Consider the following 15010-nt stretch of genomic DNA (forward strand, 5'->3'; position numbering starts at 1 on the left):
ACTCGACATGAACACCACCGCCCTCGAACCTTCGGTAGACGTTTTCCAGACTTCGGCCCAGCAAGCCTTCTATTTGCGCGCTCAGGAGCTGGGCGGACAGAGCTTGTTCGCCGCCCTGACCGTTCCGGTCGCCCAGGCTGTGGACGCGCAGGCCTTGCGCCTTGCACTGGACGAGCTGGGTCAGCGCCATGAAACCCTGCGCACGGTCTATCGCCGATTGCCGGGCATGAAGTGGCCTGTGCAAAGCCTGTGCGATGAGCTGCCGGTGACGTTGTCGGGCAGCGTGTCTTCGGTGGCCGAAGCCCTGCGCCGCGGCCGTGAAACCCTGGCTGACGATCCGGCTCGAGTGTTGGTGGTGACGCCCGTACAAACCGCAGAAGGTCAGCATTTCGTCACACTGCTGGCGCCGGCCAGCAGTCTTGATGAAGTATCGCTGCGGGTGCTGTCGGCGGAGCTGGCGAGCCTGTTGCGCGGCGAAACACTGGCCGACAATCAGGAAGATTTGCAGTACCTGGATTACACCGCGTGGCAGGAAGAACTGCGCGAAGAAGACATCGGCCATCAAGGTGCCGCGTTCTGGCGCAACCTGCAACAGCAGTTCGCGCTGGCCCATCATCTGCCGTTTGAAAAAACTGTTGAAGTGACGCTGGCTCGCCATCAGGCCACGCTCGACGACGCGGCATGGCTGGCCGATGTGCAGCGCGTGGCCGCCGCTCAGGGTGTCGAAGCGCAGCGCGTGGCGTTGTTGCTGTGGAGTGCGTTCGTGGCGCGCATCGGCAACCAGGAAAAGTTGCTGATGGGCTGGGAAGTGGCGGGGCGCAACGAGCAGACCGAAGCGACCCTGGGACGTTTCGCCCGTCGTCTGCCGGTGGCCTTCTACAACCGCCGCGACGAGACCCTGGCGCAAGCGCTGGCCTCGTTTGCGGCCAGCGTCGAGCAATCGCTGTCCTGGCTCGATTGCCTCAACGAGTTCGAGCTGAGCGCCGAAGGCACGGCGCCACTGCGTTATGGCCTGGTGTTTCAGGCCGATGCGAACACGAACATCGAAGTGGACGACGCCAACCCGGAAGTCCTGCGCCTGCGGGTTCAGGGTGAGCACTTGCAGCTGTCGTGTCGGTCCGGCGCGGTACCTGAGTCGATGCTGGCGGCCTGGCTGGAACAGTTTGTCGAATTCAGCCGCCAGTTGCTGACTTCGCCGGAGCTGACGCTGGGCCAGGCCACTCAGGTCAACGCGGTGCAAATGACCCGTTTGATCGAAGACTTCAACCCGCTGTCCGCCGAGCAGGCATTGCCGTGCCGCTACCTGCAAGACCTGTTCACCGAACAGGCTTGCCTGCATCCGCAGCGTATCGCTGTGAGCGTCAATGGCCAGCGTCTGACATATGCCGAGCTGGATGCACGCTCCAACCAGGTGGCCAATACCTTGCGCGCCCAAGGTGTGGCGCCGGACGAAATCGTTGCGGTCTACGGTCAGCGTTCGCTGGAAATCGTCATTGCATTGCTCGGCACGCTCAAGGCCGGCGCCGCTTACCTGCCGCTCGATCCGAACTACCCGATCGAGCGTCTGGCGTTCATGTTGCAGGACGCCGCTGCGCGTCAGGTGCTGGCCTGCCAGCCGCTGCCGGAAGCGTTGCACAGCGAACGGATGGTTTCGCTGATGGTCGATGCCGAGGTCTGGTCCGCGTCACAAGAGCAGCCATGTCCGCTGGGCGACAACGCCCATCTGGCCTACGTCATTTACACCTCCGGTTCCACCGGCAAACCCAAGGGCGTGATGATCAGTCACGCCAACGCGGTGGCCTCGACCCTCGCACGCAGCACGTTCTATCGTCAGCCGTTGCGCGCCTTCCTGATGCTCTCATCGTTCTCGTTCGACAGCTCCGTGGCCGGGGTTTTCTGGGCGTTGGGGCAGGGCGCGACCCTGTGCCTGCCGGACGAAGACAGCTACAAGGATCCGGCGCTGCTGGCGGCGCTGATCCAGCGTGAAGAAGTTTCCCATTACCTGACTTTGCCGTCCTACCACGCGCAGATTCTGGAGCACCTCGACAGCCATGCCCTGGCCTGTGTGATCGTGGCCGGCGAAGCGTGCAGCAATGCCTTGGTCGCACGCCATCGCGAGGCTTTACCGCAGGTGGCGCTGGTCAACGAATACGGCCCGACGGAAGGCACGGTCTGGTGTTCGGCGTGGGAACTGCCGCTCGGTCAGGATGACGACAACATCCCGATTGGCCAGCCGATTCCGGGCATGCGCATTCACGTGCTCGGCCCGGACCTGATGCCGGTGGCCGTGGGCGTCGAAGGCGAACTGTACGTCGGCGGCGCCGGCATCGCCCGCGGCTACCTCAAGCGCGCCACATTGACGGCCGAACGCTTCATCCCCGACCTGTTTGCGAAGCAGGCCGGCCAACGCCTGTACCGCACCGGCGACCTCGCACGCTACCGCGCCGATGGTGTGTTGGAGTATTTGGGGCGGGTCGATCATCAAGTGAAAATCCGCGGTTTCCGCATCGAGCTGGGCGAGATCGAATCCGCCATGCGCAGCGCCCCCGGCATCGAAGACGCCGCGGTCATCGCCCGTGAAACGCCGACCGGCCCGCAACTGCTGGGCTTCGTGATTTCCCCGGCCGACACCGCCGACATCCGCCTCAACGAATTGCGCAGTCATCTCGGCGAAGCACTGCCCGAGCATATGCAGCCCGTTCGCTTGCAGGTGCTGGAACGCTTCCCGCTGATGCCCAACGGCAAACTCAATCGCCAGGCCTTACTCGACCTCGACGTACGCCGCAGTGCCTTCGTCGCCCCGCGCACCGACCTGGAAAAAGTCCTGGCGGCGATCTGGGCCGAAGCGCTGCACGTGGAGCGGGTCGGCGTGCACGACAGCTTCTTCGAGCTGGGCGGCCACTCGCTGCTGGCCACGCGGATTCGCGCGCGGATTCAGGAAGAACTGAACCTGGCGATCCCGCTGAAGCTGTTCTTCGAGGGCGACACGCTGGAGCGCCTGGCGGCGGAAATCGAGCGGTTCCGTCAGCACAGTGAACACAAAGAAAACGATGTAGACGCACTGGAAGCGTTGTTCGACGAAGTGGATGAGGAACACACGCGATGAGTGCTGCACCGGACAGAATGATGACCCTGGCCCAGCGTTTCTGCGGCTTGAGCCTGGAGGCGCGGCGTGCCTTGCAAGAAAAGATGCACGCGCAAGGCCTGACCCTGGAACTGCTGCCGATCCCGCCCAGGGACCCGGCGGTGGACACGTTACCGGCGTCGTACGCGCAGCAGCGCTTGTGGTTTCTGTGGCAGATGCAGCCGCAGGCGACCGCATACAACCTGACCGGTGCCTTTCGCCTGAACGGTGAGCTGAACCGTGCAGCGCTGGCACAAACCCTCGCCGCGCTGGTGCAGCGCCACGAAGTGTTGCGCACCACCTTCGTCTTCGACGAGCAGCAGGTGCTGCAAAAAATCCATCCGCAGATGGACGCACCGCTGATCGAGGCCGACGCCGCTGACGAAACCGAACTGCAACGTCAGGTCGGTCTCAACGCCGAGCAGCCGTTCGACTTGCAGCACGGTCCGTTGATGCGCTGCCGGTTGATCCGCCTCGACGCGCAGCAGCATGTGCTGGTGCTGACGTTCCATCACATCGTCACTGACGGCGGTTCGCTGCCAATCCTGTTGCAGGAATTCACTCAACGCTATGCGCAACTGAGCGCGGGGCAGTCGCCGCAACTGCCGGAGCAGGGGATTCAATACGCCGATTTCGCCCGTTGGCAGCGCCTGTGGCTGGAGGCCGGCGAAGCCGAACGTCAGCTGGCGTACTGGCGTGAACAACTGGGCCGTGAGCATCCGCCGCTGAACCTGCCGGCGGACCGTCGTCGCCCGGCGATCCCGAGCCAGCAGGGCGCGAGCGTCGAACTGGAGGTGCCGGCCGAGCTAGCGATAAACCTGAAAGATCTCGCTCGTCGCGAAGGCTGCACGCTGTTCATGGTGCTGATGGCTTCGTTGCAAACCCTGTTGCATCGCTACAGCGGTGAACAGGACATTCGCGTCGGCGTGCCGATTGCCAACCGTACCCGTCAGGACGTGGAGAACCTGCTGGGCTTTTTCGTCAACACCCAAGTGCTGCGTACCCAGCCCCATGCCGATCAGCCATTCCTGCAATTGCTGGCCGAGGTCAAAACCGCGGCACTGGGTGCGCAGGCGCATCAGGATCTGCCTTTCGAGCAACTGGTCGACGGGCTCGATGTCGAACGCAGCCTGAGTCACACGCCGCTGTTCCAGGTGATGTTCAACCACCAGCGCGATGCCGGTGGCCAGCAGCGCTGGGACTTGCCGGGCCTGAGCGTCGAACCGCTGATCTGGGATGAAAAGACCACCAAGTTCGACCTGATGCTCGACACCGTGGAGAGCGACGACGGCATCCGCGCCTCGTTTGTCTATGCCACCGAATTGTTCGACGCCGCGACCATCGAGCGTCTGGGGCGGCATTGGCTGAACCTGTTGCAGGCGATTTGCGCCGACGGCTCGGTCGCGTTGGCCGACCTGCGCATGCTCGGCCCAACCGAGCAACAAGCGACTTTGCTGGACTGGAACCGCAGCGCCCCGGCAAACGCGGCCGGCCAATCGCACACGCTGTGCGCGCATCAACTGATCGAAGCCCAGGCTGCCGCGCATCCCCACACCATCGCGGTGACCTGCGACGGCGTGACTCTCAGCTACGCGCAATTGAACCAACAGGCCAACCGCATCGCCCATCGTTTGCGCGAACGCGGTGTTGGTCCGGACGTGTTGGTGGGGATCGCGCTGGAACGCTCGCTGGAGATGATCGTCAGCGTGCTGGCGATCCTCAAGGCGGGTGGCGCTTATGTGCCGCTGGACCCGGAATACCCGCAGGATCGTCTGGCCTACATGTTGGCCGACAGCGGCACGCGCCTGTTGCTGACTGACTCCGCGTTGTTGCCGCGACTGCCGTTGTCCGAAGGCATCGAGGTGATTTGCCTGGATCACGCCAATGACTGGTTCAACGAAGTATCTGCCGAAAACCTGCCGAACCTGACCCGCCCGGAAAACCTCGCGTACGTCATCTATACCTCCGGCTCCACCGGCAAACCCAAGGGCACGCTGCTGCCCCACAGCAACCTGACCCGCCTGTTCAGCGCCACCGAACACGGGTTCGGTTTCAACGCGGACGATGTCTGGAGCCTGTTCCATTCCTATGCCTTCGACTTCTCCGTGTGGGAAATCTTTGGCGCGCTGTTCTACGGCGGCAAGCTGGTGGTGGTGCCGCACGCCATCAGCCGATCCCCGGAAGATTTCGCCCGCCTGCTGTGCGATGAACAGGTTACGGTGCTCAACCAGACACCGTCGGCGTTCCGTCAGCTGATGCCGTTTGCCTGCGCCAATGCCCAGGGCATGGCCCTGCGTTACGTGGTGTTTGGCGGCGAGGCACTGGACGTCGCGAGCCTGCGTCCGTGGTGCGACGTGTTCGACGACCGAAAGACGTTGCTGATCAACATGTACGGCATCACCGAAACCACCGTGCACGTGACGTACCGGCCGTTGTCCCGCGCCGACCTTGACGGCGTCAACAGTTCGCCGTTGGGCGAGCCGATTGCCGACCTGCGCTGGTACGTGCTCGATCCGCGCCTGAACCCGGTGGCCAAGGGTTGCGTCGGTGAGCTCTACGTCGGCGGTGCCGGCCTGGCGCGGGGTTATCACCAGCGCGCCGATTTGACCGCCACGCGGTTTGTCCCGGACCTGTTTGCCAGCGAGGCGGGGGCGCGCCTGTATCGCACCGGCGATCTGGCGCGCTATTGCACCGACGGCAGCATCGAGTACGCCGGACGCATCGACCATCAAGTGAAGATTCGTGGCTTCCGCATCGAACTGGGAGAAATCCAGGACCGCCTGCAAAGCCATCCGGCCATCGAGCAAGCGCTGGTGCTAGCGCCCGAGATCAATGGCAGCCAGCAATTGGTCGCGTGGTTTACCGTCACCCAGGACGTCGCAGATTTGCGCCAGGCGTTGCGCGAGCACTTGCAAGCGGGCCTGCCGGATTACATGGTGCCGGCGCATTTGCTCAAGCTCGATCACTGGCCGCTGACCAGCAACGGCAAGCTTGATCGCAACGCGTTGCCCAAGCCTGACGCCACGCTGGCGCAGCAGGTTTACACGGCGCCAGCGGACGAGATGCAAACCGCGTTGGCGGCGATCTGGCAAGACGTGCTCAAGCTTGAACGCGTGGGCATCGACGACAATTTCTTCGAACTGGGTGGCGACTCGATCATCTCGATTCAGGTGGTCAGCCGTGCGCGTCAGGCCGGGATCCGCATCACCCCGCGTGATCTGTTTCAACACCAGACCGTGGAAAGTCTGGCGAAGGTCGCCCAGCGCAGTGCCGGGCTGGTCATCGACCAGGGCCCGGTGTGCGGCGATGTGCTGCTGACACCGATCCAGCACTGGTTTTTCGAGCAGACCATCGAAACCCGGGACCACTGGAACCAGTCGGTGCTGCTGGAACTTCGCGAGCCTCTGGACAGCGCCTGCCTGCAACAGGCATTGGCCGCGCTGCTGGAGCATCACGACGCGTTGCGCCTGCGTTTGCATCAGGTGGATGGCGTGTGGCAGCAGGTCCAGGCCGAGCACTGGAACAGCGCCGAACTGTTGTGGCAGCGGCAGGCCACGAACGCCGATGAGCTGCTTGATCACTGCAACGCCGCACAAGCCAGCCTGAGTTTGCACGACGGCCCACTGTTGCGCGCCTTGCTGGTGGACATGGCCGCGGACGGTCAACGCTTGCTGTTGGTGGTGCATCACCTGGCGGTGGACGGCGTGTCCTGGCGTCTGCTACTCGAAGATTTGCAAACAGCCTACGACCAGGCGCGTCAGGCGCAACCCCTGCGCCTGCCGGCCAAATCCAGCGCCTATCAGGCCTGGGCGGCGCGTTTGCAAACCCATGCGCAAAGTCCCGAGCTGGCGCGCCAAACGGCTTACTGGCAGCGCCAATACCACGACGTGGTGGTGGACCTGCCCGCCGATAATCCACAGGGCAGCCTGGCCAGCCAACATGCCGTGAGCGTGGAAACCGTGCTCGACAGCACCTTCACCCGCCAACTGCTGCAAGACGCTCCGGCGGCGTATCGCACGCAGGTCAACGACCTGTTGCTGACGGCGTTGTCGCGGGTCCTGGGGGCCTGGACTGGCCAGCCATCAACCCTGGTCAAACTGGAAGGCCACGGCCGCGAAGACCTGTTCGACGACATCGACCTGACCCGCACCGTGGGCTGGTTCACCTCGATCTTTCCGGTCAAGTTGACCCCGACGGGCGATCTGGCTGGGAGCATCAAAGCGGTCAAGGAACAGCTGCGCGCGGTGCCGGACAAAGGCATCGGCTTCGGCATCCTGCGCTATCTGGCTCAGGCCGGTCTTGAGGCGTTGCCGCAGCCGCAAATCACCTTCAACTACATGGGCCAGTTCGATGCCAGCTTCGATGAGCAGGCACCGTGGCGTCCGGCCCGGGAAAACGGTGGCGCCGAGCAAGGTGCTTCCGCCTCGCTGGACCGTGGCCTGAGCATCAACGGTCAGGTCTACGCGGGGCAACTGCGCCTGAGCTGGACCTTCAGCCGCGAAGTCTTCGCCGAGCACACCGTGCAGCGTCTGGCCGAGGCCTATGCCGCCGAGCTGCAACAGCTGATCGAACACTGCCTCAGCGGTGCCGGCGGCCTGACGCCGAGTGATGTGCCGCTGGTCAGTGTCGATCAGGCACAGCTCGATGCACTGCCGCTGGCGACGCGTGAAATCGAAAACATCTTCCCGCTGTCGCCGATGCAGGAAGGCATGCTGTTCCACAGTCTGTTCGCCCCGGATGCCGGCGCTTACATTCCGCAAATGCGAGTGGATGTGCAGGGCATTGAAGTCGAGGCGTTCCGCAGCGCCTGGCAACAGACGTTGGAAAGCCACGAAGTGTTGCGCGCAGCATTCTTCAGCGAGAGCAATGGCTCGCGACCGCTGCAAGTGATTCTGGCCCACGCCACGTTGCCGTTGACCGTGCTCGACTGGCGCAGTGAAGCGGATCAGAGGCAGGCCCTGGAACGTCTGGCCGAGGACGATCGCCTGCGCGGTTTCGACCTGACGGCGGCGCCGTTGCTGCGCCTGACCCTGGTGCAGACCGCTAACGACACCCATCACCTGATCTTCACCAACCACCACATTCTGCTGGATGGCTGGAGCACCTCGCAGTTGTTCGGCGAAGTGCTGCAGCGTTATTCCGGTGTGATGCCAGTGGCGAGTGGCGGTCGTTATCGCGATTACATGACGTGGCTGGGCGGGCGTGATCGCGCCGCGTGCGAAGCGTTCTGGCTGGAGCAGTTGCAAGCGTTCAACGAACCGACGCGATTGGCCGGCGCGATGCCGGGACCGGTCGCAGGGCAGGGCGACGGTCATCTCACCGTTCACCTGAGCCTGGACCGGGCGGCCACCGAGCGCCTGAGCGGGTTTGCCCGGCAGGCCCGCGTCACGCCGAACACCTTGCTGCAAGCGGCGTGGCTGTTGCTGTTGCAGCGCTACACCGGTCAGCGCACGGTGGCGTTCGGCGCCACGGTGTCGGGGCGTCCGAGCGAGTTGCAGGGCATCGAGCAGCAAGTCGGTCTGTTCATCAACACCTTGCCGGTGATCGCCACGCCGCACCCCGAGCGCACGGTCAGCCAATGGGTGGACGAGGTGCAGGCGCTCAACCTCAAATTGCGCGATGTCGAATACACGCCGCTGGCGGATGTGCAGCGCTGGGCCGGGCATTCCGGCGAGGCGCTGTTCGACACGCTGCTGGTGTTCGAAAACTACCCGGTCGCCGAGGCGCTGGAGGGCGGAAATCCAAGCACGCTGAAGTTTTCCGGTATCAGCCATCACGATCAGACCAGTTTCCCGTTGGCCATCGCCGCCGAGCTGGGCGAGTGCCTGGACCTGCGCTTCAATTACGACACCACACTGTTTACCGCCGAGGCCATCGACGGCCTGAGCACTCGTCTGGTGGCGTTGCTCGATGCGATGGTTCGTGAGCCGCAACAAGCCCTGGGCCGTCTGAGCCTGCTCGACGCCACGCAGACCGAGCAGCAAGTGCAAGGCTTCAACGACACCGCCGTGACCTGGCCCGACGTGCGTCCGGTCAACCAGTGCTTCGAGGCCCAGGTGCTGAAAACTCCGGACGCTGCGGCGTTGGTGTTCGCCGGTCAGACCCTGACGTATGGCGAACTCAACCAACAGGCCAACCGCCTCGCGCACTACCTGCGTGCCCAAGGCGTCGGCGCCGAAGTGCTGGTGGGGATTGCCGCCGAGCGTTCGCTGGAACTGGTGATCGGTTTGCTGGCGATCATGAAGGCCGGCGGTGCCTATGTGCCGCTGGACCCGGACTACCCGCGCGAGCGCCTGGAGCACATGTTCGAAGACAGCGGCGTGCGCGTGCTGTTGACCCAGCGTCATCTGCTGGCGCAATTGCCGATTCCGGCCGGCACCACGGCAATCTGCCTGGACGACAGTGCTCATCTGGTCGAAGGCTTGAGCGACGAAAACCTGCCGTGCGTGGTCGAGTTGCAATCGTTGGCGTACATGATTTACACCTCCGGCTCCACCGGCAAACCCAAGGGCGCGGCCAACCGTCACGATGCGTTGTACAACCGCATTGAGTGGATGCAGGGCGCGTATCCGCTGGACGGACGCGACACGGTGCTGCAAAAGACGCCGTTCAGTTTTGACGTGTCGGTGTGGGAGTTCTTCTGGCCGCTGATGGTCGGTGCACGCCTTGCAGTCGCCGAGCCCGGCGCCCATCGCGACCCGGCGCAACTGGTGCGTCTGATCGAGCAGTATCAGGTCAGCACCCTGCATTTCGTGCCCTCGATGTTGCAGGCGTTTGTCCAGGGCGAAGGCTTCGAACGTTGCGCCAGCCTTCGGCAGATCCTGTGCAGCGGTGAAGCGCTGTCGGCGGATTTGCAGAACAGCCTGTTCCGCGTGCTGCCCGGCGTCGGTTTGTACAACCTGTACGGGCCGACTGAAGCCGCCATCGACGTGACTCACTGGACGTGTGTCGATGACGGTTCGATCAGCGTGCCGATCGGTTACCCGATCGCCAACCTGGTGACCTACATCCTCGACGACAGCCTGCAACCGCAAGTGCCGGGTTGTGTCGGTGAACTGTATTTGGGCGGTATCGGCCTGGCGCGGGGTTACCACCGTCGTCCGGACTTGACGGCCGAGCGTTTCGTCGCCAGCCCGTTCGGCGGAAAGGGCGAGCGCCTGTACCGCACCGGCGACCTGGCGCGTTATCGCGAGGACGGCGTGATCGAGTACGTCGGCCGCATCGACCATCAAGTGAAGATCCGCGGCTTGCGCATCGAACTGGGCGAAATCGAAGCCTGCCTGCTGGAACATCCACAGGTGCGCGAGGCGGTGGTGATCGCGCTGGATGTGGGTAAATCCAAACAGCTGGTGGCTTACGTGGTGGGCCAGTCGTTGGTGCTCGATACGTTGAAGCAGCACCTGCGCAACGCGTTGCCCGAGCACATGCAACCGAGCCATGTGTTGTTGCTTGAGCAACTGCCCGTGACACCAAACGGCAAGCTCGATCGCCGCGCCTTGCCGCAACCCGATCAGCAGGTGCGCGAATACGTCGCGCCGCGCAATGCCGTGGAGGCGACGCTGCAGGACGTGTGGCAGGCCTTGTTCGAAGTGCCGGTCGGCATTCAGGACAACTTCTTCGAACTGGGCGGCGATTCCATCGTATCGATCCAGGCGGTCAGCCGTGCACGTAAGGCCGGCCTGAGCATTTCGCCGAAACACGTGTTCAGCCACCCGACCATCGCTGAACTGGCGACGGTTGCCCAGACTGTGGACGCCGTTGAAGCGGCGCTGGTGGTGGTTGCTCCAGCGCTGAAACTCGAACTGAGCCAAGCGCAATATCAGGCGCTGGAATTGACGGCAGACGAAGTGGACGACGTTTATCCCCTGTCGCCGATGCAGCAGGGCATGCTGTTCCACTCGGTGCAGGACGGTGATTCGGGGCTGTACGTCAACCAGATCGAAGTGGGCGTGCGTGGCGTTGACGGTCCACGCTTCCGCGAAGCCTGGGCCGACGCCGCGCAGCGCCACGCGATCCTGCGTACCGCGTTCCTCTGGGAGGGCGACAAGGAGCCGCTGCAAGTGGTGCTGCGCCAGGCGCCGGCGCTGCTGACCGAGCTGGACTGGCGCGGTGTGGATAACCAGGTCGAACGTGTGCGCCAATTGGCCAGCGATGAACGTGAACGTGGCTTCTCGCTGAACCGTGCGCCGTTGTTGCGTTTGCTGCTGGTACGCCTGGAAGACGACCGCTATCGGCTGATCTGGACCTACCATCACATCCTCATGGACGGCTGGAGTGTGTCGCGCCTGATCGGTGAAGTGCTGCGGCATTACAGCGGCGACGCGCAGGAACCGGTGGCCGCGTATCGCGACTACATCGACTGGCTCGGCCAACAAGTGGCCGAGGCCAGCGAGGCGTTCTGGAAAGGCAAACTCAACGCCCTCGAAGGCGCCACGCACCTGGCCCGCGCATTGCCGGTGAAGGCGCCGCAAGCGGGTTATCACGCGATCTACACGCACCTGAATGCGCAGCAAACCGCGCGGTTGCAGGCGTTTGCCCAGCAGCAGCAAGTGACGCTCAACACCCTGGTGCAAGCCGCGTGGCTGTTGCTGTTGCAGCGCTACACCGGTCAACGCACGGTGACGTTCGGCGCCACGGTGTCGGGCCGCCCGGAAACCCTCAACGGTTCGGAGAACATGTTGGGGCTGTTCATCAACACCTTGCCGGTGGTCAACAGCGTGCCGACCGATGCGAGCGTCGGTGACTGGCTGCGCGAAATCCAGGCCTACAACCTCGACATCCGTGACTTCCAGCAAACCCCGCTCAGCGATATTCAACGCTGGGCCGGGCAGGGCGGGCAGTCGCTGTTCGACAGCATCATCGTCTTCGAAAACCAGCCGGTGGACCGCACGTTGCGTGAGTGGAACGGCGATTCGCTGCGCTTCGAAGACGTCTCCGACTTCGGCCTGACCAGCTTCGCCATGGACTTGATGGTCAGCCTCGATGAAGGGCTGCGCATCGAGTACATGCACCCGCGCGATCAGTTCGACCTGGCCACCGTGGAGGTTTTGCGCAGTCACATGGAAAGCCTGATGCAGCGTCTGTGCGACAACGCCGAGCGCGCAGTGGGCGAGTTGGGCTTGCTGACGCTGGACGAAGGCCGGCAACTGGACGGCGAACTGCCGACGCTGGCCGAGGACCACGAACGGCCGGTGCACGAACTGATCCGCGAGCGGGCGCGCCTGCAACCGGAGCACACCGCATTGGTGCTCAGCTACGCCGACCACGACGCTGAACGCTTGAGTTATGCCGAGCTGGATCGTCGTTCCGACGCACTCGCGGTGCACCTGCTGGAGCAGGGCGTGCAGGCCGAAGACGTGATCGGCGTGTTCATGGAACGCTCGCTGGAACTGGTGGTGTCGCTGTTGGCGGTGATGAAGTGCGGCGCCGCTTACGTGCCGCTGGACCCGCAATACCCGCAGGAACGCCTGCGCTACATGATGGCCGACAGTGACATGCGTTTACTGCTGACCCAGGAGCGTTTGCGTGACACCGCGCAACTCAATCCGGGCACGCCGATGGTCGCCGTGGATCGCTTGAACCTCGACGTCGAAGTGTCGGCACCGCAAAGCAACGTCCACGCCGAGCAACTGGCCTACCTGATTTACACCTCGGGCTCGACCGGCAAACCGAAAAGCGTCGCCGTGGCCCACGGGCCGTTGAGCATGCACGTGCAGGCGATTGCCGAGCTGTACGAAATGGACCCGGGCAATCGCGAACTGCATTTCATGTCGTTCGCCTTCGACGGCGCCCATGAACGCTGGATCACCGCGCTGATCAGCGGCTCGACCCTGGTGGTCCGTGACAACACGCTGTGGACCGCCGAGCAGACCCTGGCGGTGTTGCACCGTCAACGCATCAGCGTCGCCTGCTTCCCGCCGGCGTACCTGTTGCAACTGGCCGAACACGCCGAGCTGCAGGGCGGTGATCCGCCGCCGGTGCGCATCTACTGCTTCGGTGGCGATGCGGTGCCGGACGCCACGTTCGAGCGGGTCAAGCACACGCTCAAGCCGCAGTATCTGGTGAACGGTTACGGGCCGACGGAAACCGTGGTCACGCCGTTGCTGTGGAAAATCGCTGCCGACGGCCACTGCGAGGCGATGTACGCGCCGATCGGTCGCCGCGTCGGCACTCGCAGCCTGCATGTGCTGGACATGGACCTCAACCCATTGCCGGCGGGCATGGTCGGCGAGTTGTACATCGGCGGTCGTGGCGTTGCGCGTGGCTACCACCGTCACCCGTGGCAAACCGCCGAGCGTTTCGTCGCCGACCCGTTCAGTCGCGACGGTGGTCGCCTGTATCGCACCGGTGACCTGGTGCGCCGCCGCGAGGATGGCGTGTTCGATTACGTGGGGCGCATCGACCATCAGGTCAAAGTGCGCGGCTTCCGTATCGAACTGGGTGAAATCGAAGCCCGTCTGCGCGAGCAGGTCGGGGTCAATGACGCACTGGTGGTGGTGCGTGACAGCGGCCTGGGTCCGCAACTGGTGGGTTATGTGGTTGCGGCCGAAGACGACGGTCTGGGCCTGCGTTGCCAGGCAGCCTTGCGTGAAAGCCTGCCGGATTACATGGTGCCGACGCAGATCGTGGTGTTGCCGCGCTTCCCGCTGACACCCAACGGTAAACTCGATCGCAAGGCCTTGCCCGATCCGACCTTCGAAGGCCGCGACTACGTGGCCCCGCGCACGCCGCTGGAATGGGCGCTGGCCGAAATTTGGCAGCAAGTGCTCGGCGTCGACAAAGTCGGCATCACTGACAATTTCTTTGAGTTGGGCGGCGATTCGCTGCGCACCCTCAAGGTGATCTCGAAAGTGCGTGCGCTGAATGAGCCGGACTTCCAGCTGAAACTGCGCGACATGATGGCCAAGCCGACCATCGCCGGGTTGTCCGGTGTCGATGAGCAAACGGTCAAACAGAGCCCTGAACCACTGTTGCTGTTGAACCAGCCCGTGGACGGTTTGCCGGCGCTGTTCTGCCTGCACGCCGGTTTCGGCACGGTGTTCGACTACGAGCCTTTGGCCCGTCGACTCGAAGGCCAGCGCACGGTGTACGGCGTGCAATGCCGCATGCTGCTCGACCGCCAGTGGCACGACACCTCGCTGCATCAGATGGCCGCGGACTACGTCGGAGCAATCCGCCGCAAACAGGCACAAGGCCCGTATTACTTGCTGGGCTGGTCGTTGGGCGGGGCGCTGGCGTTGCTGGTCGGCAACCTGCTTGAGCAGCAGGGCCAGCGGGTGGCATTCGTCGGTCTGGTGGACAGTTTTGTGCCGACCCAGGCCAACGCCGTCGCCAGTGTCGATGAGTGGCGCGCGGACCTGAGCGAGTTCCTCGGCGCAACCTTGAACATGGACAGTGATGTCGTAGCCCGGGCATTGAGTGTCGAAACTGCGGGTGATCAGGACGCGGTTGCGCGGATCATTCGCACCGTGATCGACACCGAGGGCGAGCAGGCCAGCGGCTACGCGTTGCTCGGTGCCGATGAGCTGGCGCAGACGTTCATGGTCAGCACCCGCTTGAAGGCGTTGTCACGGCAGGTCGAGAGCTTGCCGCTGCCGCACGCCGAACTGTGCTGCTGGTGGGCCGATGGCAACCCGACCGCCGAACGGGCGGCGCTGGAACGTCAGCAACCGCGGCTGCGCAAGGTGCAAACCGTCACCGCCAGCCACTTCGATATCCTGCAACGGGATGAGTGTCTGAGCGCCGTGGTCGCGGTACTCGGTCGGGAGGTGGTGTCACAGCCGTAAGGTTTGCCGTTCACACAAGAAAAATATCGAGGCATGCAAAAAACATGTGGCGAGGGAGCTTGCTCCCGCTGGGTCGCGAAGCGGCCCCAAAAAAGGACTG

General features: G+C 63.7%; 2 protein-coding genes. Both read left to right on the plus strand.

Translation table 11 applies throughout. The features are described 5' to 3' along the window. Positions 1 to 7: 7 nt before the first annotated feature. Entirely contained in the window at positions 8 to 3106 is a 3099-nt protein-coding gene (locus tag ACM6I5_RS03515) for a non-ribosomal peptide synthetase (RefSeq protein ID WP_414883195.1), read from the plus strand. Then, positions 3103 to 14910, plus strand: coding sequence for an amino acid adenylation domain-containing protein (locus ACM6I5_RS03520; RefSeq protein ID WP_414883196.1), 11808 nt, complete (start codon positions 3103 to 3105; stop codon positions 14908 to 14910). Before ACM6I5_RS03515 ends, ACM6I5_RS03520 begins: the two co-directional genes overlap by 4 nt. Positions 14911 to 15010 lie beyond the last annotated feature (100 nt).

This window comes from Pseudomonas sp. IT-P171 (assembly GCF_949767765.1).
In the GTDB taxonomy this organism is placed as follows: domain Bacteria; phylum Pseudomonadota; class Gammaproteobacteria; order Pseudomonadales; family Pseudomonadaceae; genus Aquipseudomonas; species Aquipseudomonas fluorescens_B.